Raw genomic sequence first — 25,214 nt, forward strand, 5'->3', positions numbered from 1 at the left:
GAGAGGGAAGCGGGGAGGTCAGCCGGTGAGGGCGGTCAGCAGGGCCACCGCCCGCCCGGCGATCTCCTCCGGTGTGCCGGAGACATCGACGGCGACCCCGCTCTCGTCCGCCTGGAGCGGTTCGAGCGTGGCGAACTGCGAGTCCAGCAGCGCGGCCGGCATGAAGTGCCCCTGCCGGTGCGCCATCCGGTCCGCTATCAGCGACCGGTCGCCCGTCAGATGGACGAAGACCAGCCCGGGGGCGGCGGCCCGCAGCCGGTCGCGGTAGACCCGCTTCAGCGCCGAGCTGCTCACCACCCCGCCGAGCCCGGTCCGGCCGTCCGCCCAGGCGCCGATCGCGTCGAGCCAGGGCCACCGGTCGTCATCGGTGAGCGGGGTGCCGGCCGACATCTTGGCGATGTTGGCCTCGGGGTGGAACGCGTCGCCCTCGGCGTACGGAACGCCGAGCCGGGCGGCGAGCAGGGGACCGATCGTGGTCTTGCCGGTGCCCGCGACGCCCATGACCACGACGACGTGGGGGGTACTCATCGCTGCCTCGCTGTCTGTTGATGTCCCGCCTGATGTCACGCCACTGAAACCTATTAGGTAAGACAAATTCAAGAGTCTGTGATGAATAAGTCTGACTTTTTCCATCTGTGATCCGCCCCGTACGCTGAGTGCATGAGCACAGCGGGCCGGGGACTGCACGGCCGGGTACTGGACACCCTCGGCCCCGAGATCACCGCGGGCGGATACCCGCCGGGCAGCGTGCTGCGCACGGACGAACTCGCCCAGCGCTTCGATGTCTCCCGGTCGGTGATGCGCGAGGCGGTCCGGGTCCTGGAGTCCATGCACTTGGTCGAGTCCCGCCGCCGCGTCGGCGTCACGGTCCGCCCGGAGGCGGAGTGGAACGTCTACGACCCGCAGGTCATCCGCTGGCGGCTGGCCGGCGCCGACCGCCCCCGCCAGCTCCGCTCCCTGACCGTGCTGCGCTCGGCCGTCGAACCGGTCGCCGCCGGACTCGCCGCCCAGCACGCGACGCCCGAGCAGTGCGCCGAACTCACCGAGTGCGCCCTCGGCATGGTCGCCCACTCACGCGGGCAGCGGCTGGACCGGTACCTCTTCCACGACGTGGCCTTCCACCGGGTGATCCTCACCGCCTCCGGCAACGAGATGTTCGCCCGCCTCGGCGATGTCGTCGCCGAGGTCCTCACCGGGCGCACCCAGCACGATGTGATGTTCGACGACCCCGACCCGGCCGCCGTCACCCTGCACGTCCAGGTCGCCGAGGCGGTCCGCGCGGGCGACGCGGCCCGCGCCGAGCACCTCACCCGGGAGATCACCGTCGGCGCCCTCCAGGAACTGGACATCCTGGCGCCCTGAGCCGCCCGCCCCTCAGTTCCCGGGAAACTCCCCGTCCACGTACACCCACGCCCCGTCCACCCGCGCGAACCGGCTCCGCTCCCGCAGCGCGCCACCCCGGTACGAGGCCCGGAACTCCACGACCCCGGTGCGGTGGAAGGCGCTGCCGTCGGCGGTCGCCAGGATCTCCAGCCCGGTCCAGCGCGTCCCGGGATCGAGGTCCAGGGAAGCGGGCCGGGTCCGCGGATGCCAGGTCCGCAGCAGATACCCCGCGTCCCCCCGGACGAAGGCGCAGTACCGCGACCGCATCAGCGCCTCGGCGGTCGGCGCGGCGGCACCCCCCGAGTGGAACCGCCCGCAGCACTGCGCGTACGGCGCCGGCAGCCCGCAGGGACACCCCACCGCCGCCCCGCCCGAACCGCCTCCCTTGCGTCGCCCGCTCACGCCGCCGGCCCCGCGTTCGGCGGATACGGCGGGCGGGCCGGCAGCCCCGGGGCCAGGTCCGGAAGCGGCGGCAGAGCCGTCCCGTACACCCACGCCCCGAACAGCTCGTCCAGCGGCTCGTTGGCGAAGCGCGCGGCGTGGGCCGCGAACATGGCCGTCGTCGCCGACCCGTTGCGGTGCTGCGCGGTCCAGCTCCGCAGCATCCGGAAGAACCCCTCGTCGCCCAGCGCGCAGCGCAGCGCGTGCACGGCGAGCCCGCCGCGCTCGTACAGCCGGTCGTCGAACATCAGCTTGCGGCCCGGATCGGCCAGCCGCAGATCCTGCCGCAGCCCCGCCAGCATCCGGTGCGCGACGGCCGCGAGCTGCTGCGCGGACCGCCCCCCGGACCGCTCCGACCACAGCCACTCCGCGTACTTGGCGAGCCCCTCGTTCAGCCAGATGTGCCGCCAGTCGGCAATGGACACGCTGTTGCCGAACCACTGGTGGGCCAGCTCGTGCGCCACCAGCCGCTCCGCGCCCCGCGCCCCGTCGACATGGTTCGCGCCGAACAGCGAAAGACCCTGCGCCTCCACCGGGACGTCCAGCTCCTCCTCCGTCACCACCACCGCGTACTCGTCGAACGGATACGGCCCGAACAGCTCCTGGAACAGCTCCATCATCTGCGGCTGCCGGGCGAAGTCCCGGGAGAACTGGGGCAGCAACTGCGCCGGGATGTGCCCGTGCTGCGGCACCCCGCCGGGCCCCGGATCGCCCAGCAGCACCGTCTGGTACTTGCCGATCGACAGCCCCACCAGATAGCTGGAGGTCGGCGCCGCCTGCTCGTACACCCAGGTCGTGGTGGACGCCTTGGCCGTCCGCGTCAGCAGCCGCCCGCCCGCCACCACCGAGTACACCGAGGGCGTGGTGACGGAGATCTGGTACGACGCCTTGTCCGCGGGCCGGTCGTTGCACGGGTACCAGGACGGCGCCCCCACCGGCTGGCTGGCCACCAGCGCCCCGTCGGTCAGCTCCTCGAACCCGATCCCGCCCCAGGGGCTGTGCACCGGCTTCGGATTGCCCGACCAGTGCACCTCGACGGTGAACGCGGCCCCCGCCCGGATCGCCTTGGCCGGCTTGATCCGCAGCCGCCCGCCGCGATGCGTGTAATGCGGCTGGCGCCCGTCCACCCGTACCCGCCCGATCTTGAAGTCGGCCAGATTCAACTGGAAGTCGTGGAGGGCCGCCCGGCCCGCTATCGCGTTGATCCGGGCCGTGCCCGCCAGCCGGTTCGGCCCCGGCCGGTAGTCCACGGCGAGTTCGTAGCGGTGCACCCGGAAGCGGGCGTCACCGTTGCCCGGGAAGTACGGATCCGGAACCGCCGCCTGCTGAACTGCCACTGCCCCGCCTGCTCCCTGCCCTGTGCCCACACCTGTGCCCGTACGGCCCGGCCGGCCGCCGCTCCGACCCGTCCGAGGGACCCTAGCGGCGCCAGGCCTCGATCGGGTTGCCCAGCCAGCGGGTGTCGTCGGGGAGGGACTCCGCCGCCATCACCAGCGACGCGGGACCCAGGGTGGTACGGGCCCCGACGGTGCTGCCGGGCAGAACGATCCCGCCAGGACCCAGCGTCGCGCCCTCACGGAGTACCACAGTATCCGTCCGCAAGATCCGGTCGTGGAAGAGGTGAGTCTGGAGCACACAGCCCCGATTGACCGTCGAGGCGTCCCCCAGCGTCACCAGATCCGCCTCCGGCAGCCAGTACGACTCCAGCCACACGCCCTTCCCGATCCGCGCCCCGAGCGCCCGCATCCACACCGTCAGCACCGGCGTTCCCGGCACCGCCCCCGCCAGCCACGGCACCCCCAGCACCTCCACGAAGGTGTCCGCCAGCTCGTTGCGCCACACGAAGGAGCTCCACAGCGGATGCTCCCCGGCCCGGTGCCGCCCCACCAGCAGCCACTTGGCCACCACCGTCACCGCGCAGGCCAGCACCCCGGCCGCCAGCAGCACCGGCCCGGCCAGCAGCCACGCCCAGCCCCCGAGCGCGCTCAGCGCCGCCACCACCAGCACCGCGAGCCCCGCCGAGCACAGCACCGGCAGGAACCGGCACAGCTCCACCAGCCCCCGCGCCCACAGCAGCCGCGCGGACGGGTCGTAGGTCCGGCTCTGCTCGCCGTCCGCCGCGCTGCGCGGCAGCTTCACCGGCGGCAGCCCGAGATACGAGGTCCCCTTCTTCGCCTTCTTCGGCGTCGCGGACAGCACCCCCACCAGCCCGCCGTCCGGCACGGTCCGCCCCGGCGCGGTCATCCCCGAGTTCCCGAGGAACGCCCGCCGCCCGATCTCGGCCCGCCCGATCCTGACCCAGCCCCCACCCAGCTCGTACGGGGCGGTCAGGGTGTCGTCGGCCAGGAACGCGCCCTCGCCGACCGTCGTCAGACTCGGCAGCGCCAGCACCGTGGACACCTCGGCGCCCTTGCCGATCCGCATGCCGAGCAGCCGCAGCCACACCGGGGTGACCAGCCCCGCGTACAGCGGGAACAGCGTCTCGCGCGCCCGGTCCATCAACTGGGTCACCGTCCACGCCTGCCAGCCGACCCGGCTGTGCGTCGGATGGGTGCCCTCCCGCAGCCCCAGGCTCAGTACCCGCACCCCGGCCAGGATCAGCAGCGCGTACGCCGCCCCGAACGCCAGCGTCGCCGGCACCAGCGCCACCGCCGCCCCGGCCAGCGCCGCCCCGAGCCCCGTCCCCGGTGTCACGAACACCCGCGCCACCAGCAGCGCCGCGAGCCCCGCCAGCACCGGCAGCAGACTCAGCGCGACCCCGGTCACCCCGTACATGACCCGCCACGCCGGCCCCCGCTGCGGGCGCTCCTTCGGCCAGTTCCGCTTGGCCTTGCCCAGCTTCACCGCCGGGGAGCCCGCCCAGCGCTGCCCGGTCGGGACCGTCCCGCCGACCGCCGACCCGGGCGCCACCTCGGCCCGCTTGCCGACCCGCGCCCCCGGCGCCAGCACACTCCGCGTCCCCACCACGGCATGCGCCCCGACCTTCACCGCACCCACCCGCAGCCGGTCCCCGTCCAGCCAGTACCCGGACAGATCCACCTCGGACTCCACCGCCGCGCCCCGGCCCAGCTTCAGCAGCCCGGTCACCGGCGGCAGCGAGTGCAGATCCGCGTCCTCGCCCACCTTCGCGCCCAGCGCCCGCGCGTACCGCAGCAGCCACGCCCCGGTCAGCCCGGTCGCCCCGCTGAACTCGGCCAGCCGCTCCGCCGCCCACAGCCGCAGATGCACGCTCCCGCCGCGCGGATACCGCCCCGGCTGCACCCCGCGCAGCAGCAGCCGCGCCCCGCCCGCCGCCACCGCGATCCGCCCCGGCGGGGTGAAGAGCACCAGCGCCCCCGCCACCACCGCCCACCAGGGCGCCGTGGGCAGCCAGCCGTACCCGCCCAGCACATTCCCGGCCGCCGCCAGCACCACCACCCACCGCAGCCCCAGCAGCCCGAACAGCGGCACCAGCGCCAGCGACTGCACCACCTGCGCCCGCACCGGCACCGGCGCGATCTTCCGCGCGGTCGTGTCCTCCTGCGCCGACTCCTCCAGATACCGGGCCAGCTTGCGCAGCACCGGCCGCTGATAGATGTCCAGCACGGCCGCGCTCGGATACCGGACCCGCAGCCGGGTGGTGAGCTGGGCGGCGGCCAGACTGCCGCCCCCTATGGCGAAGAAGTCGTCCGAGGCACCGGTGACCGGAGCGCCCAGCACCTCCCCCCACTGCTCGGCGAGCCACGCCTCCGTCCCGTACAGCTCCTCGGCCGGAACACCGCCCGTCACCCCCTCCAGGGGCCACGGCAGCGCGTTCCGGTCCACCTTCCCGGACGTCCGCGTCGGCAGCGCCGCCACGGGCGCCAGCAGCGGCACCAGCGCCGCCGGCAGCGCGGCCCGCAGCCGCTCCACCGCCACCGCCTGGTCCCACCCGTCCTGCGTCACCACATACCCGACCAGCAACTGGTTCCCGCTCCGCGCGGTCCGCACCGCCGCCGCACCCCCCGCGACCCCGGGCAGCCCCTGGAGCGCCGCGTCGACCTCCCCCAGCTCGATCCGCCGCCCCCCGAGCTTGATCTGCTCGTCCGCCCGCCCGAGAAACACCAGCCCCTCGGCGTCGGCCCGCACCAGATCCCCGCTCCGGTACGCCCGCTCCCACCCCAGCGACTCCAGCGCCGCGTACTTCTCCACGTCCTTCTCCCCATCCAGATACCGGGCAAGCCCCACCCCCCCGATCACCAGCTCCCCACTCCCCCCCACCCTCACGGGCTCTCCCCCCTCATCCACCACAGCCAGCTCCCACCCCTGGAGCGGCAGCCCGATCCGCACCGGCCCCTCCCCGCTCATCAGCGCCGCGCACGCCACCACGGTCGCCTCGGTCGGCCCGTACGTGTTCCACACCTCCCGCCCCTCCGTCACCAGCCGCTGCGCCAGCTCCGGCGGGCACGCCTCCCCACCGAAGATCAGCAGCCGTACGTCGTCCAGCGTCTCCGGCTCCCACAGCGCCGCCAGCGTCGGCACCGTCGACACCACGGTGATCTCCTGCTCGACCAGCCAGGGCCCCAGGTCGGCCCCGCTGCGCACCTGCGCCCGGGGCACCGGCACCAGACAGGCCCCGTACCGCCACGCCAGCCACATCTCCTCGCAGGACGCGTCGAACGCCACCGACAGCCCCGCCATCACCCGGTCCCCGGGCCCGATCGGCTCCTCCCTCAGGAACAGCGCCGCCTCGGCGTCCACGAACGCCGCCGCACTGCGATGACTGACCGCGACCCCCTTCGGCCTCCCCGTCGACCCGGACGTGAAGATGACCCACGCGTCGTCCTCGGTGCCGGGCCGCCCCGCGGGCTCCTCGCTCCGCCCTTCGACGAGCAGCGGGTCCCCCGCGCCGATCACCGCCCGCACCCCGGCCTCCCCGAACACCAGCTCGGCCCGCTCGTCCGGATCCTCGGCGTCCACCGGCACATAGGCGGCCCCCACCGCCAGCACCCCCAGAATCGCCACGTACAGCTCATTCGTCCCGGACGGCACCCGCACCCCCACCCGGTCACCGCGCCCGACCCCGGCCCGCTCCAGCCGCGCCCGCAGCTTCCCCACCGCCCCGGCGAGCGCCCGGTAACTGAGCCGCACGGTCCCGTCATCGAGCGCCGGCTCGTCCGGGAACGCCCGCACCGACGCGTCGAAGATGTCGACGAGCGTGCGCGGCGGGGCGGCCTGACCGCCGGAGAATCGTGCCGTGTCGCCGAACCGCTCGCGGATCTCTTCGTCGAGCAGGCCGAGAGCGTCGCTCTCGTGAATGGCTGCCATCGGGTCCTCGCGTCTCGATCCCGGAAGCCTCCGGGGCGCTGGACGGTCCGCAGGTCTGCCTGGGTTGTCCGGCTCCAGCTCCGTAACAAGCCGGAAACTTTAGTACGACGCTAGTTTCGCCACCCGCCCACAGCCACCCGACACGTCCGTACGGACGCGATTCCGCCCCCTCACGACACCGATGACCTCGGGATCTTCGACACAGCGAGAGATCCCCCACACAGTGCGTGAAACCGGACGGAAGGCCCTCCGACGACCACGGGAACAGGGCCCCGGACATGACCGGGACACCTGTCCGGATGCGTCCCAGTGGGAGGGGCCTGGTCGCCACTGGCCGACCAGATCTGCGGCCACCTCCACCCCACCCCACCTCACCGATGGGTCTTCGGCGGGCTCGCCTTCCACGCTCGGCCGAGGGAATTGTCCCAGGTGCCGTCTCGGTCGAAGCTGGCGGCCCGGCAGCCACGGGACATGGGCGCCGCGGCACTGTGGCGCCAGGCCGCGTTCCCGATGCGGGCTATCGCGTGGCCGCAGTGCCGGCAGACCGCGTGCCCCATGGACTCGTCCGCCAGCCGTTCGAACTGCGCGGTGCGGTGCGCGACCTCCTCTCTGACGCCCCGCAGCACCTCCTCCGCGCTGGAAACCCCCGCGGAGGCGATGAGGTCGCGCACGAGTGCCGCCGCTTCGGTGGCGATGTCGGCTCGACGGGCGGCATCGGCGAGGCCCTGCGCGCAGCCGCTCTCGGGCGATGTGCGCACCGTCCGCTCGGTCAGCTCGACCGACGGATGGCCCGATGCCAACGGAAGGTCCTCGTCCGCCCCGGACTCCGTCGCCCCGTCCCGCAGGCGTCTGCGGGCCACTTCGAAGGCCCATGCCTCGGTGGACGCCTTCTTGGCGGCATTGAAGTGGGTACTGGTCGCGGCGTCCATCACCGTGTGGAACTCCTCCATCAGCAGACCCCAGTGGTCGCCACCGGCGAAGTCCTCCGGGCGCCAGCCGTAGTGACGCACGAGTTCATCGCGGACCCGACCGAAATGGTGAAGGCTCTTGCGGACCGGTCCTGAGGTGTCGATGCGGAGCCCGACACGTTCCGCCCTGGCCAGCCACTCGGGATCCACACCTTGCCACTTCATATGACCATCGCGGTCGCAGGCGTAGTCGACCCAGGACCAGAACGCCTCGGCGTCCGCCACGTCAGGGGCACATCGTTGGAACCGCCGAGCGGGTGTCCTTGGATGTCGAGGAAGAGGTGGCGCGGGGCGCCCGGGTCGGAGGCGGCGGCATGCCTGAGGGTCGAGAAGAGGCGGCTGGCGCATTTGGCGAAGTCCTCTTCGACCCGCATGTCGTGATACAGGGCGATGCCCTTCGTCGCTCCGTCGGCCTCTGACGCCCCGGGTGGGGCTGCCCCCTGCGCGGTCCTGGAGCGAGCCGGGCCCCGACCCGGATTCGGCTTCTGTGGGTTGTCGTCCATGAGCGCACCGTAGGTGCCGCCACTGACAGTCGGGGTCCCGTGGTGTCCGGGCCCGTGCCGGTCGACTCGGTCTGTCATCCCTGCTCCGACCAGGCGATTCCGCTCGGACGTTGGTTCGGACGTTGGTCACGCCGCAGCCGGAGAAACAGAAAAACCCCAGATCAACTGGGGTTTCTACTGGTGTCCGAGGGGGGACTTGAACCCCCACGCCCGATAAAGGGCACTAGCACCTCAAGCTAGCGCGTCTGCCATTCCGCCACCCGGACAAGGTGTTTGTCGCGTGGGTTTTCCCCTTGGCGACGACGTAAACATTACCAGGCTTTCGAGTCTGTCCGATCACACCCCCGGAGGGCCCCGGCGTGCGTGAACGACGGATGACGGACCGGGACCGCTCTTGGGGTCAGGGCCGGTCGGAGGGAGGATGTGGGGGGACTGCCAGCAGCGACAGCGGGAGGAACAGCGTGAGCCAGACGGGCACCGCGGGCGGCGTCAGGGGCGAGGACGAGGTCGTCGACCTCTGCCGCGACCTGATCCGGATCGACACCAGCAACTACGGCGACCACTCCGGGCCGGGTGAGCGGGCGGCGGCCGAGTATGTCGCCGAGCAGCTCGCCGAGGTCGGGCTCGAACCGAAGATCTTCGAGTCCCACAAGGGGCGGGCCTCCACGGTCGCCCGGATCGAGGGCGAGGACCCGTCCCGGCCCGCGCTGCTGATCCACGGCCACACCGATGTCGTCCCCGCCAACGCGGCCGACTGGACCCACGACCCGTTCTCCGGCGAGGTCGCCGACGGCTGTGTCTGGGGCCGCGGGGCGGTCGACATGAAGGACATGGACGCGATGACCCTCGCGGTCGTCCGCGACCGGCTGCGCAGCGGACGCAAACCGCCCCGGGACATCGTGCTCGCCTTCCTCGCCGACGAGGAGGCCGGCGGCACCTACGGCGCCCGCTTCCTGGTCGACAAGCACCCCGACCTCTTCGAGGGCGTCACCGAGGCGATCGGCGAGGTCGGCGGCTTCTCCTTCACCGTCAACGAGAAACTGCGGCTGTATCTGGTGGAGACCGCCCAGAAGGGCATGCACTGGATGCGCCTCACCGTGGACGGCACCGCCGGGCACGGCTCGATGACCAACGACGACAACGCCATCACCGAGCTGTGCGAGGCCGTCGGCCGCCTAGGCCGCCACACCTGGCCGGTCCGCGTCACCAAGACCGTACGGTCCTTCCTGGACGAGCTGTCCGACGCGCTCGGCACCGAGCTCGACCCCGAGAACATGGACGAGACCCTCGCCAAGCTCGGCGGCATCGCCAAGATGGTCGGCGCCACCCTGCGCAACTCGGCGGCCCCCACCATGCTCGGCGCCGGTTACAAGGTCAACGTCATCCCCGGCCAGGCCACCGCCCATGTCGACGGCCGCTTCCTGCCCGGCTACGAGGAGGAGTTCCTCGCCGACCTCGACCGCATCCTCGGCCCCCGCGTCCGCCGCGAGGACGTGCACGGCGACAAGGCGCTGGAGACCGACTTCGACGGCAGGCTGGTCGACGCCATGCAGCTCGCCCTCGGCGCCGAGGACCCGATCGCCCGCGCCGTGCCCTACATGCTCTCCGGTGGCACCGACGCCAAGTCCTTCGACGACCTCGGCATCCGCTGCTTCGGCTTCGCCCCGCTGAAGCTGCCCCCGGAGCTGGACTTCGCGGGCATGTTCCACGGCGTCGACGAGCGGGTCCCGGTGGAGGGCCTCAAGTTCGGCGTCCGGGTCCTGGACCGCTTCATCGACGCCTCCTGACCCCGCCGCCCGGCCCCTGGATTCGTCCTCGCGTTCGGTTCTCACCGGGACGAGTGAATGCGCTCATCAGGTCGTAGCCCTAATGCGCGCCCCTCGTTACTGGTGTTGCGATCCGCGGTACGGGATCGCTTTTGTGCCAACAAGGAGGAATAATGATCAAGAAGGTCGTCGCCGCTGCGGCTGCCACCAGTGGGCTGGTTCTCGCGGGCGCGGGCCTGGCCGTCGCCGACTCCGGCGCCCAGGGTGCCGCGGTGCACTCCCCGGGTGTCGTGTCCGGCAACGTCATCCAGGTTCCGGTGCACGTCCCGGTGAACGTCTGCGGCAACACGATCTCGGTGATCGGGCTGCTGAACCCCGCCTTCGGCAACACCTGCATCAACAAGTGACGTCGTGCCTCGCCCGATGAGGGTCTGAGCCTTCGGCCCCGGAGCGCCCGCCGCGCTCCGGGGCCGATCGTTCTTCCACCACTTCTCAGACGCTTCACGCGCTTCAGACGCTTCAGACACTTCTCAGATGTCGAAGGCAGGAAACTTCAGCAATGCGACAGGTCACCCGTAAGGGACTGATGACCGTGGCCGCCGCGACCGGTGTGATCGCCGCCGCGGGCGGCACGGCCCACGCCGACTCCGGAGCGTACGGCTCCGCCGTCGACTCACCCGGTGTGCTCTCCGGGAACTCGGTACAGGCGCCGGTGCACGCGCCGGTGAATCTCTGCGGCAACACGATCTCCGTGATCGGACTGCTCAACCCGGCGATGGGCAACACCTGTGCCAACGCCGGCCAGGGCGCCGGGCACTCCGCCGGCTCGGGGAAGGCCGGCGGCTCCCACGCCCGGGGCACCGCCACCGACTCACCCGGCGTCGCCTCCGGCAACCATGTCGAGGCCCCCGTGCACGCCCCGGTCAACGTCTGCGGCAACACCGTGGACGTCATCGGCATCGCCAACCCCGCGATGGGCAACGACTGCGGCAACGGGGGGGACGGGGGGTACGGCGAGCAGCCGGGGAACCCGGGGAATCCCGGAAATCCGGGCAACCCGGGTGAGCCCGGGAACCCCGGCAATCCCGGTGAGCCTGGGAATCCGGGTAACCCCGGGAACCCGGGTAATCCCGGTGAGCCGGGTAACCCGGGTGAGCCTGGGAACCCCGGAAACCCCGGCAATCCTGGAAACCCCGGGAACCCGGGCAACCCCGGTCAGCCCGGCAACCCTGGCAACCCCGGAACCCCAGGCAACCCCGGTGAGCCCGGCACTCCGGGCAACCCCGGAACCCCCGGCCAGCCGGGAACCCCCGGTAACCCGGTGGAACCGCCCACCACTCCCGCAGCCCCCGGTGAAGGCACGCACGGCAATCCCGTGAACTGGCCCGGAACCCGGTCCGAGGTGCAGCCGCACGGGGTCGCCCAGCTCGCCGAGACCGGTGGTTCGCTGCCGCTGGGCGCCGCCGGATCGCTGGCCGCCGGTGCGGTGCTCGCGGGCGCGGTGATCTACCGCCGGGCACGGGCCTCGGCGTAACCGGCCGCCGCACCCCGGCGCGTGGAGCGGGTCCCGTCCCGGCGGGGCCCGTTCGCCGTTCCCCGGGCTACCAGGTCGCGCGGACCTGGCGGATGATCCGGCGCCTCAGCCGCACCCGCCGGCTGCCGTCGCGCAGCAGGCTCAGACGGTACAACTCCCAGTGCCCGTACTCGGCGTGGTCGGTCAGCAGACGCGCGGTCTCCCTGCGGGACAGCCCGCGCGGCACGTACACGTCGACAAATTCGTATTCCGGCATCGCATCTATTGTGCGGGCTGGGGCCCGGTACGGATAGCGTCTGCACTATGTCTGATGCTGCGCAGCCCACCGCTGCCGAGGTACGTGCCGCCGCCGAGGCGGTCAAGACCGCGCTCGACCGCCACCTGGCCGCGGTCGAACGCCGGTCCGAGGAGGACGACCAGGCCGTCTACGAGGCGTTCAACGAGCTGGCCGCGGCGGCGGAGGCGTACGACGAGCTGCTCTACGACCGTTATGACGAGGTCACACCCTTCGAGATCCCCGGCGCGGAGGACACGCTGCCGCCCTACACCGGCCCCGAGGAGCCGAACGCGCTGAGTGTGCTGATCCGCCGGGACTACGCGGTGGCGGAGCCCCAGCGGCTGCTGGCGCAGGCCCAGCGGATCGAGGCGGTGGACCAGGAGGACGGCGCGGCGGACGACCGGGCGGCGGGCACCCTGCACGGGGCGCTGGGGGTGCTGTTCGGGGAGTACGAACCGGACGAGATCGCCTCGCGGCACAAGGAGTTCGGGCTGGAGGAGGGCGACTCCACGCTCTGGGTGACGGCGGCCGACGAGTCGGCCGACCCGGGGGAGTGGCTGGACGCCCCGTTCGAGCAGGTGGATCCGCAGCGGGTGGTGTGCCGCTTCGACGTCAGCTCGGTCTTTGACGAGGACGACGACAGCGAGGACGACGACACCGAGGACGAGGGTGACGAGGGCGGCGAGGATCTCGACGACATCGACGAGGTAGAACTGCACACCCTGGACGAGGAGGAGGACGAGGACCTGGAGGCCCTGGACGCCGACCGGCGTTAGACTCGGGCGGTGGCGGGTGGCCGGTGGTTCGCGGCGGTGGCCGGGAGGGTTCTCTCCCGGCCACCGCCGTTCTCGTCAAGAGGGTTCGCGGGGGTGTCAGTCGGCCGTCGGGATCTGCGGGCGGAGCAGGGCCGGGAGCCGGGTGGTGCGGGGTTTCGCGGTGGCTTCCGCGACGGCCCTGGGCAGCGCCTGCTCCACTCCGTGGACCACGGACAGATGACGGTCGGCGCGGCCGAACGCCGTGTAGATCCAGGGTCGGGTGAGGGTCTGCGCGGCATCGCCGGGCAGCACCACGACCGCCGCCGGCCAGCGGGACCCCACGGCCTGGTGGGCGGTCAGCGCCCACCCGTGCCGCACGGACCGGGCGACCCGGTCCTGGGGGACGACGATCCGCTCGCCCGCGCACGCGAGGTGCAGTCCGTCGCCGTCCGCCGTGACCACCGTGCCCGGGTCCGCGCGGCCCGGGGTGGGGGAGTGGACGATCCGGTCGCCGGGGTCGAAGCCGCCGAAGCGGCCGGGGCCGGGATTGAGCCGCTCCTTGAGGGCGGCGTTGAGCGCGCGGGTACCGGCGGCGCCGCCGTGGCCCGGGGTGACGACCACCGTCTCCTCGGCGGGCACGCCGATCGCGCGGGGCACGGAGTCGGCGACGAGCTGCACCGTGCGGTGCACGGCCTCGCCCGCGTCCCGGACCGGCACGATGACGATCTCCTTGCCGGGCGCCTCGACCTGGTTCAGTTCGCCGACGCCGATGCCCGAGACCAGCTCGCCCAGCGGGCCGGGGTCGGGGCGGCGGGAGGCGATCTGCGGGCAGTGCCGGGCGGCCAGCAGATCGGCGAAGACCCGGCCGGGGCCCGCCGACCACAGCACCGCCGGGTCACCGGCCAGCACCAGCCGGGCCCCGTCCGGCAGCGACTCGGTGAGCAGCGCGGCACCCTCCACGTCCAGTTGCGGGGCGTCCAGCACGATCAGCAGATCCAGATCCAGCGCGCCGTCCGGGTCGCGCCCGGGACCGTGGGCACCGGAGAGCAGCGCGGCGAGGGTGGTGACCGTACCGGGGTCGGTGGCGCCGGTCTCCGCCACCCGCGCGGCGAAACGCTCCCGGCCCACCGGGGTGTGGGCCGCCGCCCAGGCGCGCAGGCCCAGCGTGTGCGCGGCGGTGAGCAGCGCGGCGGGCTCGGCCAGGGACGCCTCGGCGCCGGTGTGCAGCACCAGCGCGTGCCCGGCGACCGCGCGGATCAGCTCGGCGGCGGCCCCCTCGGCGGCGTCGGAGGCCCGCTCCCATTCGGCGGCCGAACCGTCCTGCTTGGGGACCGAGGTGATCAGCCGGGCCAGTCCGTCGGCGAGGCTCTCCTCGGCGAGCGCGTACCGCTCCAGGCCCACCAGCACCCGCACCGGGCGCTCCTCCTCCTCCCCCTCGCCGTCCGCCTCCCCGGTCGGCGCGACCGGAACGCCCGGTTCGTCCAGGGCGTCCTGGAAGACCAGGGCCTCGCCCTCGGCGAGGGCGCTCTGCACGGCTTCGTCGGGGTCGGGCACCCCGTACCGGGTCAGGGCGGTGAGCAGGGCGGGCAGGTCCAGGGCGGTGTGCCCGGCGAGCGCCGCCTGCTCCAGCAGCCAGCACACCACCGCCCGGCCGCGCCGCTCGTCGTCCGGGCGGCCGTCGGCGCCGAGCAGCGCCCGCGCGAAGCCGTCCGCTTGCTCCGGCCGCACCCCGGCGACCCGTAGCAGCCGCCAGGGGTCCTCGCGCAGCAGTGACGGCGCCTCCTCGCCCAGGGTCTCGGCGGTCTGCGCGGCGAGCGAAGCGGGCGCGCCGCCCTCGGTCAGCACCCGCGCCACGGCCGCGACCGCGTCGGGTCCGGGGCCCGGGGGCGGCCCGGCGGGGACGGGGTCGGGGCGGCGGACCGGCGCGGGCGCGGGGGCCGGGCGGCGCGGGGCGGGTTCGGGCCCGGGGAAGGCGGTGGCGGGGGGCTTCTGCCCGCTCTCCACCGCCCGGACCGCCGCGAGCAGATCGGCGGCCGTGCCGCTGAGCTTGGCCCCGGCGTCGATGGGGCCCGCCTTCTCGGCCTTGCGGCGCTCGATCCGCTCCCGCTCCACCTCCTGGGCGGCAAGCTCGGCCGCGGCCTCGGACCGCCCGCCGGTGTCGCCGCCGCCCTTTGCGGCGGGAGCCGCCTCACGCCGCCCGCCGGTGTCGTCGTCGCCCTCTTGGGCGGGAGCTGAATCGGATTGCTGGCCGGTGTCCTCGTCGCCGCCTTCCGCGGCGGGAGCCTCCATGGAGCGGCCGTCGGTGTGCTCGTCGCCCTCCGGGGCGGCGGTCTCCTCCGGGGCCACCGGGTTCACCGGGTCCTGCGGGGTGCTCTCCGGCTCCGTGCTCACAGGGTGCTCCAGTCGTGATCGGGATAGCGGTGCACGGGCGCCGACACATCGTCCAGCGCCCGGCAGATCTCGTCAGGAAGACTAAGCGCCTCCACTGACAATGCGGCGCTGAGCTGCTGCGCGTTGCGCGTGCCGACGATCGGGGCGGTCACCCCGGGCCGGTCGCGGACCCAGGCGAGGGCGATCTGGAGCGGGGTCACCGCGAGCCCGTCGGCGGCCGTGGCCACCGCGTCCACGATCCGGCTCGCGGTGTCGTCGAGATACGGCTCCACGAACGGGGACAGATGCTCCGAGGCGCCCCGCGAGTCCGGGGGCAGACCGTCGCGGTACTTGCCGGTGAGCACCCCGCGCCCGAGCGGGGAGGACGGCAGCAGCCCGATCCCCAGGTCCAGCGCGGCCGGCAGCACCTCGCGCTCGACCCCGCGCTGGAGCAGCGAGTACTCCATCTGCGTGCTGGACAGCCGGGTGCGGGTGCCGGTGGCGGCCAACTGCCAGGTGGCGGCCTTGGCGAGCTGCCAGCCGCAGAAGTTGGAGACCCCGGCGTAGCGGGCGCGTCCGCTGGCCACGGCCAGGTCGAGGGCCTGGAGGGTCTCCTCCAGCGGGGTGTCGGGGTCGTAGGCGTGGATGTGCCAGAGGTCGACGTAGTCCGTGCCGAGGCGGGTGAGGGAGGCGTCGAGGGCGGCGAGCAGATGGCCGCGCGAGCCGTTGAACCGGCGGTCCGGGTCGGGGACGCTGCCCGCCTTGGTGGAGATCACGAAGTCCCGGCGCGGTACGAGCCCTTCCAGGAGGCGCCCGAGCAGATATTCGGCCTCGCCGTCGCTGTAGACGTCCGCCGTGTCGACGAGGTTCCCGCCCGCCTCCCAGAAGGTCTTCAAGAGGTCCGCCGCGTCGTGCTCGTCGGTGTCTCTGCCCCAGGTGAGGGTGCCGAGTCCGATGCGGGACACGCGCAGGCCGGTGCGGCCGAGATGCCTCTGCTCCATGAACGCCGAGAGTACTGGCCAGAACTGGTGCCGTGGGTTGCCTGTGGACAACGGGTTCCCCGGCCGCCCCGCTGGTCGGGCGCCGGGGGCGCGAGCCTCGTCACAGGCGTCTCGCCCCCGGCTCCGGCCCGCGCTAAGGTCTGCGGACACAGGGACGTTACTGATCAGTAAGGGGATGCGGTCATGCAGCTCGGGATCAACCTCGGCTACTGGGGCGCGGGGATGGACGCGGACAACCTCGCCGTCGCCCAGGAGGCCGACCGGCTCGGGTACGCGGTGTGCTGGGCGGCGGAGGCGTACGGCTCGGACGCGGCGACCGTCCTGGCCTGGGTCGCCGCCCGCACCGAACGGATCGATGTCGGTTCCGCCATCTTCCAGATCCCGGCCCGCCAGCCCGCGATGACGGCCATGACCGCCGCCACCCTCGACTCCCTGTCCGGCGGCCGGTTCCGGCTCGGCCTCGGCGTCTCCGGCCCGCAGGTCTCCGAGGGCTGGTACGGCGTCCGGTTCGACAAGCCGCTGGCCCGCACCCGCGAGTACGTCGAGATCGTCCGCAAGGCCATGACCCGCGAGCGCCTCACCCACGAGGGCGCGCACTGGACGCTGCCGCTGCCCGGCGGCCCCGGCAAGCCCCTCAAGCTCACCGTCCACCCCGAGCGCGAGCACATCCCCCTCTACATCGCCGCGATCGGCCCGAAGAACCTGGAGCAGACCGGCGAGATCGCCGAGGGCGCCCTGCTGATCTTCGCGTCCGCCGAGCACCTGGAGGACACCGCGCTGCGGCATCTGCGCGCGGGCCGCGAGAAGGCCGGCAGGACCCTGGACGGCTTCGACGTCTGCCCGACCCTGCCGCTCGCCCTCGGCGACGACAAGGACGTCACCGCCCTCGCCGACACCTTCCGCCCCTACACCGCGCTCTACGTCGGCGGCATGGGCAGCGCGAAGCAGAACTTCTACAACCAGCTCGCCCGCCGCATGGGCTACGAACAGGCCGCCGCCGAGATCCAGGAGAAGTACCTCTCCGGTGACAAGCAGGGCGCGGCAGCCGCCGTCCCGCACGACCTGATCGACTCCACCACCCTGCTCGGCTCCGTCGACCGGATCGCCGACCGGATGAAGGCGTACGCGGCGGCCGGGGTCACCACCCTCACGCTCGCCCCGGCCGGATTCACCCTGGACGAGCGGCTCGCCGCGCTGCGCGCCGGTACCGAGGCCCTGGAACGCGCCGGACTCGCCTGACACGGCGGCGCGCGGGCGCCGCGCGGAGGGGGGAGAGGGGGGAGAGGGGGAGTTCGCGGCCGTGGTGGGGGCTCGGGGGTCTTCCCCGCCACGGCCGTCACGCGTACAACGCACCGGAGCGTGCCCGGTTACGCCCGGGGGCGGGCCCGGATACGCCCGGGGCGGCGGCCGGGTCCGTCATTTGGCGGAGTTGTCCGACACAACTGTTGCAGCACCTCGGCGCGGGCATTTGACTCGTTCTTTGCGGAGTTCCTCCAGAGAGGTGCCTCAGATGCTTTCGGCCAAGAGCCTGTTCCAGGAGATCCTCGACAACGACGAGTCCTTCCGGCTGTTCTGCTCCATCGCCGCCAGCGGTGAGTCGCAGGGCGGATGGGAGAACGCCCGCATCGCCGCGCTCGTCCCCGCGAGCGAGCGCGATCTCGCCCCCAAGATCACCCGGCACGGCGCCGACGAGGACAAGCACGGGCGGATCTTCAACGCCCTGATGAAGAAGCGCGGCCTCGAACCCGTCGACGTCCCCCCGGCGACCGACTACACCATGCTCCTGGAACGCGCCGGGATCGGTCTCGCCCACGAGAAGCTCAAGAGCGACCAGGCCCTCACCCGCCAGGACATCATCACCTACCTCGCCCACAGCCGGGTCACCGAGCAGCGCGCCGCCGAGCAGATGGAGATGCTGCGCAGCCGCTTCAGCGACCACCCGGACATCGGCCGGGCGGTACGGATGATCTCCCAGGACGAGGACAACCACCTCGCCTACTGCCATGAGGAACTGCTGCGCTACGCCGACGCCGGACACGGCCGGGCCATCCAGCGCACGCTGCGCGCCTGCGCCCTCGCCGAGATCCGGATCTACCGGGACGTCAGCCTCGCCGTCATGGCCCACATGGGGCACGTCCTCGGCTGGTCCCGCCCCAAGGCGGCCGTTCTGGCCCTCGGCATCCACGCCGTCTACCTCTACGAACGGCTCGGCGGCTGGCGCCGCATGGTCTCCCTGCGGATGCCGGACCGCAGGGACGCCCTCGGGGGGTCGGCGGGGGCGGCCCCGGAGTTCGCCTGAACCACAGGGGGGCGCAGCGGGTCAGGCCGGGCCACATCGGGTCACGCCGGGTCGCAGCGGGCCGCGCCGGGCCGCAGTGGGTCACGCCGGGTCGCAGCGGGCCGCGCCGGACCGCGCCGGACGGTGCTGGGTCGCGCCGGGTCCCACTGGGCCGCATGGGGCACGCCGGACCGCACCTGACCACGCCGGACCGCACCGGGCCGGGACCGGCTGCCTCCGAACTCCGGGTCCTGGCCTCCGGCCTGCCCGGGGGGATCGCCCCACGCGGGCGGGTGACGCGGAGCGGGCTACCGGGGGAGTCCGTGAGCGCCCCACGCGCGCGGGCCTGCGCGCCCGCTTCCGGGGCCGAGCCCGTGAGCGCCGTCGATCGCCCCACGGGGGCGGGGCGGCCCCGGTGGCGGTGGGACCGGAGATCGAGCACCGGCTCGGGGGGCCTCCCCGTTGCCGGGCCGACGCGCGCTGCGCGGGACGCCCACCCCGCGCGGGAGCGGCTCCGCCGGGTGCCCCCAGGCATTCGGGCCCCGGGATTCCCGGCTCGGGCGTCGACCCTTGGCCCCCGGCGCCCCCAGCGCCCCCGCCCCCAGCGCCCCCGCCCCCGGCGCCCCCGCCCCCGGCGCCCCCGCCCCCGGCGCCCCCGCCCCCGGCGCCCCCGGCCCCGGACCTCCAGGGCTGACGCCCCCCGGGTCTCCAAAGCTGCCACCCCGCGCCTCCAAAGCCGCCCCCGGGCTTCCCGGGCCGCCCGCCCAGACCCCAGGGGCTGCCCCCCCGAGCGGCCAGGCCCCCGTGCCGTCACGGCCCCCAGCCGCCAGGCTGCCCCCTCCCCTCCCCAGAAAATGAAGCCCCCCGGGGCACCGGCCCCCTACATCCACCCCCCTACATCCACCCCCTCCGCTTGAACCCCCGGTAGAGCAACACCACCAGCGTGGCCATCAGGGCGATGACCGCCGGGTAGGACCAGATCCAGTGGAGTTCGGGCATGTGGTCGAAGTTCATGCCGTAGATGCCCGCGATCAGGGTGGGGACCGCCGCCATGGCCGCCCAGGCGGAGATCTTCCGCATGTCGTCGTTCTGCCGGACGCTCATCTGGGCCAGATGCGCCGACAGGATGTCCGACACCAGCCGGTCCAGGCTCTCCACGGCCTCGTTCACCCGCGCCAGATGGTCATTGACGTCCCGGAAGTACGGCCGCGCCTTGTCGTTCACGAACGGCACCGTGACGTCGAACGGGCCGAGCCCCGCCAGCCGGGTCAGCGGCAGCGCCAGCGGCACCGACGCCCGCCGGAACTCCAGCACCTGCCGCTTGAACGAGTAGATCCGCAGCGCGGAGTTGCGCGAGCCGCCGCCCTCCGGGGAGAAGACCTCCGCCTCCAGCTCCTCCAGATCGGTCTGGAGCTCCCCGGCGACATCGAGATAGTGGTCGACGACCGCGTCCGAGATGGCGTACACCACCGCCGTGGGGCCCTTGACCAGCAGCTTCGGCTCGCTCTCCAGCCGATGCCTGACCGCCGCCAGCGGAGCGCCCTCGCCGTGCCGGACGGTCACCACGAACCCGTCCCCGATGAAGATCATCACCTCGCCGGTGGTGACGGTGTCGCCCTCCGGCTCGTACAGCACCGGCTTCAGGACCAGGAACAGGGAGTCGTCGAAGACCTCCAGCTTGGGCCGCTGGTGGGCCTTCAGGGCGTCCTCCACGGCCAGCGGATGCAGTCCGAACTCCTCGGTGACCAGGTCGAACTCGCCCGGCGTCGGCTCGTACAGCCCGATCCAGACGAAGCCGCCGCCCGCGCGGGCCTCGGCCAGTGCCGCCGAGAAGTCCTCGGGCGCCTCCTCACGGCGCCCCGCGCGGTAGACGGCGCAGTCCACGATCACCCTGCGTATTCTCCCGCCACCGCCCGGCCACCGCACCCGGGCTGCGCCTACCCTGGGCGGCATGCCCACGCTGATCCTGGTCCGGCACGGACGTTCCACCGCCAACACCGCGGGACTGCTCGCCGGCTGGACGCCCGGCGTCACCCTCGACGAACGGGGCCGCGAGCAGGCCGCCGGCCTGCCCGGACGGCTCGCCGCGCTGCCCCTCGCCGAGATCGTCACCAGCCCCCTGACGCGCTGCCGGGAGACCGTCCAGCCGCTCCTGGACGCCCGCCCCGGCCTCACCGCCGAGGAGGACGACCGGATCGGCGAGGCCCACTACGGCGACTGGACCGGCCGCAAGCTGGCCGAGCTGAACGACGAGCCGATGATGCCGGTCGTCCAGACCCACCCCTCCGCCGTCGCCTTCCCCGGCGGCGAGTCCATGCGCGCCATGGCCACCCGCGCCGCCGAGGCCGTACGGGAGTGGAACGCGCGCGTGGAGCGGGACCACGGGGCCGACGCCGTGTATCTGATGTGCTCGCACGGCGACATCATCAAGTCCCTCGTCGCCGACGCCCTCGGCCTGCATCTGGACCTCTTCCAGCGGATCTCCGTCGAACCCTGCTCGGTCACCGTCATCCGGTACACCCCGCTGCGGCCCTATCTGGTGCGGCTCGGCGACACCGGCGACTTCGCCTCCCTGGCGCCCCACGAGGCACCGCCGGAGGGGGACGCCCCGGTCGGGGGCGGTGCGGGCGCACCGTGATCGTCGCCCGCAGTAGGGTTGAGCGGTTGCAGTGGCCGCACCCCGGCCGGCAGTGACCGCGATCCCCCACGACCGCCCGATTCCCACCCCGACTGCTCTGGAGCTGGACGTGTCCCGTCAGGTGTTCCTCTACGACCCCCCGGACCGCTTCGTGGCCGGTACGGTCGGGCTGCCCGGACGCCGTACGTTCTTCCTCCAGGCCACCGCCGGCTCCCGCGTGACCAGTGTGGCCCTGGAGAAGACCCAGGTCGCGGCCCTCGCCGAACGCATGGACGAACTGCTGGACGAGGTCGTCCGGCGCAGCGGCGGCAGCGCCTCCGTCCCGGCCGTGGCGCCCTCGGAGATCTCCGACACCGGCCCCCTGGACACCCCCGTCGAGGAGGAGTTCCGGGTCGGCACCATGGCGCTCGCCTGGGACGGCGAGGAACAGCGGATGATCGTCGAGGCGCAGGCCCTGGTCGAGCTGGACGCCGACTCCGATGAGGACCTCGCCGAGGCCGAGGAACGCCTGCTCCAGGACGAGGAGAACGGGCCCCCGATGCTGCGGGTCCGGCTCACCGGCGCCCAGGCCCGCGCCTTCGCCAAGCGGGCCCTGGATGTCGTCAACGCCGGCCGGCCGCCCTGTCCGCTGTGCAGCCTGCCGCTCGACCCGGAGGGACATGTATGTCCGCGCCAGAACGGATACCGCCGCGGAGCGTGACCGACATGGAACTGCTCACCGAGGGTGAGCTGACCGTACGCGGTCGCATCCGGGACGCCTCCAACGCCGCGCTCTACTGCACCCTCACCCACGAGGGCCGCGAGGCCGCCTGCGTCTACAAGCCGGTCGCCGGGGAACGCCCCCTGTGGGACTTCCCCGACGGCACCCTCGCCCAGCGCGAGGTAGCCGCCTACGAGGTCTCCGCGGCCACCGGCTGGGACCTGGTCCCGCCGACCGTGCTGCGCGCGGGCCCCTACGGCGAGGGCATGGTCCAGTTGTGGATCGAGGGCACCCCGGACACCGAACTCCTCGCCCTGGTGGACCGGGAGGAGGCCGGGCCCGGCTGGAAGGCGATCGGCCGCGCCGAGGTCGGCGACGAGCGGACCGCCCTGCTGGTGCACGCCGACGACCCCCGGCTGCGCCGCCTCGCCGTCCTGGACGCCGTCATCAACAACGCCGACCGCAAGGGCGGCCATCTCCTGCCCACCGCCGACGGCCGCCTCCACGGCATCGACCACGGCGTCACCTTCCACACCGAGAACAAGCTCCGCACCCTGCTCTGGGGCTGGGCGGGCGAACCGCTGCCCACCGAGGCCACCGACGCCCTGCGCCGCCTCGCCGGGGACCTGGTGCCCGGCGCGCCCCTCGCCGCCCGCCTCACCGCCCTGATCACCCCCGCCGAACTCGACGCCACCCGCGACCGCGTCACCGCCCTGCTCGGCACGGGCGTCCACCCCGCCCCCGGCGGGGAGTGGCCGTCCATCCCCTGGCCGCCGGTCTGAGCCCCGCGACGGGCCCCGGGCATATCGGGGCCCAATCCGCAAGAACGCCTTACCGGCCATCCGGCCCGTCCGGTTCGTATGCGGAACAGTCGTCCGGTTAGGCTCACAGCATGCATGCCTGGCCCGCTTCCGAGGTCCCCGCCCTGCCTGGTCAGGGCCGCGACCTGAGGATCCACGACACCGCGACCGGCGGCCTCGTCACCCTCGACCCCGGTCCCGTCGCCCGTATCTACGTCTGCGGTATCACGCCGTACGACGCGACCCACATGGGGCACGCGGCGACCTACAACGCGTTCGACCTCGTGCAGCGCGTGTGGCTCGACACCAAGCGCCAGGTCCACTACGTCCAGAACGTCACCGATGTCGACGACCCGCTGCTGGAGCGGGCCCAGCGCGACGGCGTCGACTGGACCGCCCTCGCCGAGCAGGAGACCACCCTCTTCCGCGAGGACATGACCGCCCTGCGGATGCTCCCGCCCCGCCACTACATAGGCGCCGTCGAGGCCATACCGGGCATCGTCCCGCTGGTCGAACGGCTGCGCGACCTCGGTGCCGCCTATGAACTCGACGGCGACATCTACTTCTCCGTCGGATCCGACCCGAACTTCGGCCAGGTCTCCCACCTCGACGCCACCGCCATGCGGCTGCTCTCCGCCGAGCGCGGCGGCGACCCCGACCGGCCCGGCAAGAAGAACCCCCTGGACCCGATGCTCTGGCTCACGGCCCGGGACGGCGAGCCGAGCTGGGACGGCGGCTCTCTCGGCCCCGGCCGGCCCGGCTGGCACATCGAGTGCGTCGCCATCGCCCTCGACCATCTCGGGATGGGCTTCGACGTCCAGGGCGGCGGCTCCGACCTCGCCTTCCCGCACCACGAGATGGGCGCCTCCCACGCCCAGGTCCTCACCGGCGAGTTCCCCATGGCCAAGGCGTACGTCCACGCCGGGATGGTCGGGCTGAACGGCGAGAAGATGTCCAAGTCCAAGGGCAACCTGGTCTTCGTCTCCGGGCTCCGCCGCGACGGCGTCGACCCGGCCGCCATCCGCCTCGCCCTGCTCGCCCACCACTACCGCGCCGACTGGGAGTGGACCGACCAGGTCCTCGCCGACGCCGTGGCCCGGCTGGAGCGCTGGCGCGCGGCCGTCTCCCGGCCCGACGGCCCGTCCGCCGACGCCCTGGTCGAGGAGATCCGCGAGGCCCTCGCGGCGGACCTCGACGCCCCGGCCGCCCTCGCCGCCGTCGACCGCTGGGCGCTGCTCCAGCAGGACCGGGGCGGCACGGACGCCGGCGCCCCCGGGGTCGTCTCGCGAGCGGTGGACGCGCTGCTGGGCGTGGCGCTGTAGCGGATCGACGTAGTACGGCGGAAGGCGGGTCCCCGACCGGGGCCCGCCTTCCGCCGTTCTTCCGTCTTACGTCCGCTGTCCGTCCGTCGGCCTTTCGTCGTGCCGGACGGATCGGGCTCAGTCCTCCGACGACTCGTCGTCGTCCGTCGTCGCCTTCGGGGGCTTGGGCGGACGGGTCCGCTCGCCGGGGAGGGACGGGCCCGTGCCGCCGTCCCGGCGCCTCAGATAGCGTTCGAACTCCCGTGCGATGGCCTCGCCCGACGCCTCCGGCAGCTCCGCGGTGTCCCGCGCCTCCTCCAGCGTCTGCACATACTCGGCGACCTCGCTGTCCTCGGCCGCGAGCTGATCGACCCCGACCTGCCAGGCCCGCGCGTCCTCGGCCAGCTCACCGAGCGGGATCCGGACGTCGATCAGATCCTCCAGCCGGTTCAGCAGTGCCAGCGTCGCCTTCGGGTTCGGCGGCTGCGAGACGTAGTGCGGTACGGCCGCCCAGAGGGACACCGCCGGTACCCCGGCGTGGGTGCACGCCTCCTGGAGCACGCCCACGATCCCGGTCGGGCCCTCGTACTTGGTCTCCTCCAGGTCCATCCGCCGGGCCAGGTCCGCGTCGGACGTGGTGCCGCTGATCGGCACCGGGCGGGTGTGCGGGGTGTCGCCGAGCAGCGCGCCCAGGATGACGACCAGCTCGACCCCCAGTTCATGCGCGAAACCGAGCAGCTCGTTGCAGAACGAGCGCCAGCGCATCGACGGCTCGATGCCCCGGACCAGCACCAGATCGCGCGGCTTGTCGCCGCCGACCCGCACCACGGACAGCCGGGTCGTCGGCCATGTGATCTTGCGCACCCCGGCATCCATCCACACCGTGGGGCGGTTCACCTGGAAGTCGTAGTAGTCCTCGGCGTCCAGCGCCGCGAACACCTCGCCCTTCCACTCCCGCTCCAGATGCGCGACCGCGGTGGAAGCGGCGTCGCCGGCATCGTTCCAGCCCTCGAACGCGGCCACCATCACTGGGTCGATCAGCTCGGGAACCCCCTCCAGCTCGATCACCCAGCGCCTCCTTCCGACATGCCCTCGCTGACCACCCAACCTTACGGCGTGCGGCGGGGGCGCCCGCAGCCCCCTGGCAGGGGGCAGTGAACGGATCACTGCCCCGCCCGCCACCCCGGAACACCCCGCAGAACAGCTCTGCGAA

General features: G+C 73.2%; 21 protein-coding genes and 1 tRNA gene. 11 read left to right on the forward strand and 11 right to left on the reverse strand.

Going from position 1 to position 25,214, the window contains the following annotated elements:
- Positions 1-18: 18 nt before the first annotated feature.
- Positions 19-528 carry a gluconokinase gene (locus tag AB0O01_RS18155; RefSeq protein ID WP_365314529.1) on the reverse strand — a complete coding sequence of 170 codons (510 nt, stop codon included), beginning with the start codon at positions 526-528 and terminating at the stop codon, positions 19-21.
- A 132-nt stretch (positions 529-660) separates the two neighbouring features.
- On the opposite strand from AB0O01_RS18155, the gene AB0O01_RS18160 reads away from it, so the two are divergent.
- Positions 661-1,362 (forward strand): FadR/GntR family transcriptional regulator, encoded by a 702-nt coding sequence (locus tag AB0O01_RS18160; protein WP_365314531.1) that lies wholly within the window; start codon positions 661-663, stop codon positions 1,360-1,362.
- Between the two features lie 12 nt (positions 1,363-1,374).
- Here AB0O01_RS18160 and AB0O01_RS18165 read toward each other — a convergent pair whose 3' ends face one another.
- The 5 genes from AB0O01_RS18165 to AB0O01_RS18185 all read right to left on the reverse strand — a co-directional run bounded on the left by AB0O01_RS18165 (position 1,375) and on the right by AB0O01_RS18185 (position 8,847).
- A complete protein-coding gene (locus tag AB0O01_RS18165; protein ID WP_365314924.1) occupies positions 1,375-1,743 on the reverse strand; it encodes a YchJ family protein in 369 nt (122 codons plus the stop codon).
- Between the two features lie 38 nt (positions 1,744-1,781).
- Complete coding sequence (locus AB0O01_RS18170) at positions 1,782-3,161, reverse strand: M1 family metallopeptidase (RefSeq protein WP_365314532.1); 1,380 nt, start codon at positions 3,159-3,161, stop codon at positions 1,782-1,784.
- Between the two features lie 82 nt (positions 3,162-3,243).
- The gene (locus tag AB0O01_RS18175) at positions 3,244-7,110 is read right to left on the reverse strand and encodes a Pls/PosA family non-ribosomal peptide synthetase (RefSeq protein WP_365314533.1); all 3,867 of its coding nucleotides are present in this window, start codon (positions 7,108-7,110) and stop codon (positions 3,244-3,246) included.
- A 371-nt stretch (positions 7,111-7,481) separates the two neighbouring features.
- A complete protein-coding gene (locus AB0O01_RS18180) occupies positions 7,482-8,303 on the reverse strand; it encodes a hypothetical protein (RefSeq protein ID WP_365314534.1) in 822 nt (273 codons plus the stop codon).
- Positions 8,304-8,759: 456 nt separating this feature from the next.
- A tRNA-Leu gene (locus tag AB0O01_RS18185) sits at positions 8,760-8,847 on the reverse strand.
- Positions 8,848-9,042: 195 nt separating this feature from the next.
- Between AB0O01_RS18185 and AB0O01_RS18190 the strand changes: the two genes are divergently transcribed.
- The 3 genes from AB0O01_RS18190 to AB0O01_RS18200 all read left to right on the forward strand — a co-directional run bounded on the left by AB0O01_RS18190 (position 9,043) and on the right by AB0O01_RS18200 (position 11,881).
- Positions 9,043-10,368: a M20/M25/M40 family metallo-hydrolase gene (locus tag AB0O01_RS18190; protein ID WP_365314535.1), complete on the forward strand. Its 1,326-nt coding sequence runs from the start codon at positions 9,043-9,045 to the stop codon at positions 10,366-10,368.
- 152 nt (positions 10,369-10,520) lie between these two features.
- Positions 10,521-10,754, forward strand: coding sequence for a chaplin ChpH (gene chpH, locus AB0O01_RS18195; RefSeq protein WP_355745708.1), 234 nt, complete (start codon positions 10,521-10,523; stop codon positions 10,752-10,754).
- Positions 10,755-10,906: 152 nt separating this feature from the next.
- A complete protein-coding gene (locus tag AB0O01_RS18200; protein ID WP_365314536.1) occupies positions 10,907-11,881 on the forward strand; it encodes a chaplin family protein in 975 nt (324 codons plus the stop codon).
- A gap of 67 nt (positions 11,882-11,948) precedes the next feature.
- Here AB0O01_RS18200 and AB0O01_RS18205 read toward each other — a convergent pair whose 3' ends face one another.
- The gene (locus AB0O01_RS18205) at positions 11,949-12,137 is read right to left on the reverse strand and encodes a DUF5703 family protein (RefSeq protein WP_365314538.1); all 189 of its coding nucleotides are present in this window, start codon (positions 12,135-12,137) and stop codon (positions 11,949-11,951) included.
- 47 nt (positions 12,138-12,184) lie between these two features.
- Between AB0O01_RS18205 and AB0O01_RS18210 the strand changes: the two genes are divergently transcribed.
- Positions 12,185-12,934, forward strand: a complete 750-nt coding sequence (locus tag AB0O01_RS18210) for a hypothetical protein (RefSeq protein ID WP_365314539.1) — start codon at positions 12,185-12,187, stop codon at positions 12,932-12,934.
- Positions 12,935-13,030: 96 nt separating this feature from the next.
- On the opposite strand, the gene AB0O01_RS18215 is transcribed toward AB0O01_RS18210, so the two are convergent.
- Together AB0O01_RS18215 and AB0O01_RS18220 are read right to left on the reverse strand one after the other, a co-directional pair.
- Entirely contained in the window at positions 13,031-15,202 is a 2,172-nt protein-coding gene (locus AB0O01_RS18215) for a helix-hairpin-helix domain-containing protein (protein WP_365314926.1), read from the reverse strand.
- 98 nt (positions 15,203-15,300) lie between these two features.
- Positions 15,301-16,284 carry an aldo/keto reductase gene (locus tag AB0O01_RS18220; RefSeq protein ID WP_365314540.1) on the reverse strand — a complete coding sequence of 328 codons (984 nt, stop codon included), beginning with the start codon at positions 16,282-16,284 and terminating at the stop codon, positions 15,301-15,303.
- A 183-nt stretch (positions 16,285-16,467) separates the two neighbouring features.
- Here AB0O01_RS18220 and AB0O01_RS18225 point away from each other — a divergent pair, with 183 nt between their 5' ends.
- Together AB0O01_RS18225 and AB0O01_RS18230 are read left to right on the forward strand one after the other, a co-directional pair.
- Positions 16,468-17,523 carry an LLM class F420-dependent oxidoreductase gene (locus AB0O01_RS18225; RefSeq protein WP_365314542.1) on the forward strand — a complete coding sequence of 352 codons (1,056 nt, stop codon included), beginning with the start codon at positions 16,468-16,470 and terminating at the stop codon, positions 17,521-17,523.
- A gap of 271 nt (positions 17,524-17,794) precedes the next feature.
- Complete coding sequence (locus AB0O01_RS18230; protein WP_365314543.1) at positions 17,795-18,583, forward strand: ferritin-like domain-containing protein; 789 nt, start codon at positions 17,795-17,797, stop codon at positions 18,581-18,583.
- A gap of 873 nt (positions 18,584-19,456) precedes the next feature.
- On the opposite strand, the gene corA is transcribed toward AB0O01_RS18230, so the two are convergent.
- A complete protein-coding gene (gene corA, locus AB0O01_RS18235; protein ID WP_365314545.1) occupies positions 19,457-20,452 on the reverse strand; it encodes a magnesium/cobalt transporter CorA in 996 nt (331 codons plus the stop codon).
- A gap of 61 nt (positions 20,453-20,513) precedes the next feature.
- Here corA and AB0O01_RS18240 point away from each other — a divergent pair, with 61 nt between their 5' ends.
- The 4 genes from AB0O01_RS18240 (at position 20,514) to mshC (ending at position 24,022) form a co-directional block, all read left to right on the forward strand.
- On the forward strand, positions 20,514-21,200 hold the full coding sequence (locus AB0O01_RS18240) for a histidine phosphatase family protein (RefSeq protein ID WP_365314547.1): 687 nt from the start codon (positions 20,514-20,516) through the stop codon (positions 21,198-21,200).
- Between the two features lie 109 nt (positions 21,201-21,309).
- Complete coding sequence (locus AB0O01_RS18245) at positions 21,310-21,900, forward strand: DUF3090 domain-containing protein (protein WP_365314548.1); 591 nt, start codon at positions 21,310-21,312, stop codon at positions 21,898-21,900.
- Complete coding sequence (locus tag AB0O01_RS18250; protein WP_365314550.1) at positions 21,864-22,682, forward strand: SCO1664 family protein; 819 nt, start codon at positions 21,864-21,866, stop codon at positions 22,680-22,682. The genes AB0O01_RS18245 and AB0O01_RS18250 overlap by 37 nt, the downstream gene beginning before the upstream one ends.
- Positions 22,683-22,792: 110 nt before the next feature.
- Positions 22,793-24,022 (forward strand): cysteine--1-D-myo-inosityl 2-amino-2-deoxy-alpha-D-glucopyranoside ligase, encoded by a 1,230-nt coding sequence (gene mshC / locus AB0O01_RS18255; protein WP_365314551.1) that lies wholly within the window; start codon positions 22,793-22,795, stop codon positions 24,020-24,022.
- Between the two features lie 117 nt (positions 24,023-24,139).
- On the opposite strand, the gene AB0O01_RS18260 is transcribed toward mshC, so the two are convergent.
- Positions 24,140-25,069, reverse strand: coding sequence for a PAC2 family protein (locus AB0O01_RS18260; protein WP_365314553.1), 930 nt, complete (start codon positions 25,067-25,069; stop codon positions 24,140-24,142).
- Positions 25,070-25,214 lie beyond the last annotated feature (145 nt).

The organism is Streptomyces sp. NPDC093252 (genome assembly GCF_040683675.1).
Classification (GTDB): Bacteria; Actinomycetota; Actinomycetes; order Streptomycetales; family Streptomycetaceae; genus Streptomyces.

Excerpts from the sequence above, each read along its gene's own strand:
- AB0O01_RS18230 (WP_365314543.1), top strand. The coding sequence starts at position 17,795 with ATGCTTTCGGCCAAGAGCCTGTTCCAGGAGATCCTCGACAACGACGAG.
- AB0O01_RS18215 (WP_365314926.1), bottom strand. The coding sequence starts at position 15,202 with ATGGAGGCTCCCGCCGCGGAAGGCGGCGACGAGGACACCGGCCAGCAA.
- AB0O01_RS18200 (WP_365314536.1), top strand. The coding sequence starts at position 10,907 with ATGCGACAGGTCACCCGTAAGGGACTGATGACCGTGGCCGCCGCGACC.
- AB0O01_RS18160 (WP_365314531.1), top strand. The coding sequence starts at position 661 with ATGAGCACAGCGGGCCGGGGACTGCACGGCCGGGTACTGGACACCCTC.
- AB0O01_RS18210 (WP_365314539.1), top strand. The coding sequence starts at position 12,185 with ATGTCTGATGCTGCGCAGCCCACCGCTGCCGAGGTACGTGCCGCCGCC.
- AB0O01_RS18225 (WP_365314542.1), top strand. The coding sequence starts at position 16,468 with ATGCAGCTCGGGATCAACCTCGGCTACTGGGGCGCGGGGATGGACGCG.
- AB0O01_RS18205 (WP_365314538.1), bottom strand. The coding sequence starts at position 12,137 with ATGCCGGAATACGAATTTGTCGACGTGTACGTGCCGCGCGGGCTGTCC.
- AB0O01_RS18250 (WP_365314550.1), top strand. The coding sequence starts at position 21,864 with ATGTCCGCGCCAGAACGGATACCGCCGCGGAGCGTGACCGACATGGAA.
- mshC (WP_365314551.1), top strand. The coding sequence starts at position 22,793 with ATGCATGCCTGGCCCGCTTCCGAGGTCCCCGCCCTGCCTGGTCAGGGC.
- AB0O01_RS18155 (WP_365314529.1), bottom strand. The coding sequence starts at position 528 with ATGAGTACCCCCCACGTCGTCGTGGTCATGGGCGTCGCGGGCACCGGC.
- chpH (WP_355745708.1), top strand. The coding sequence starts at position 10,521 with ATGATCAAGAAGGTCGTCGCCGCTGCGGCTGCCACCAGTGGGCTGGTT.
- AB0O01_RS18175 (WP_365314533.1), bottom strand. The coding sequence starts at position 7,110 with ATGGCAGCCATTCACGAGAGCGACGCTCTCGGCCTGCTCGACGAAGAG.
- AB0O01_RS18240 (WP_365314547.1), top strand. The coding sequence starts at position 20,514 with ATGCCCACGCTGATCCTGGTCCGGCACGGACGTTCCACCGCCAACACC.
- AB0O01_RS18220 (WP_365314540.1), bottom strand. The coding sequence starts at position 16,284 with ATGGAGCAGAGGCATCTCGGCCGCACCGGCCTGCGCGTGTCCCGCATC.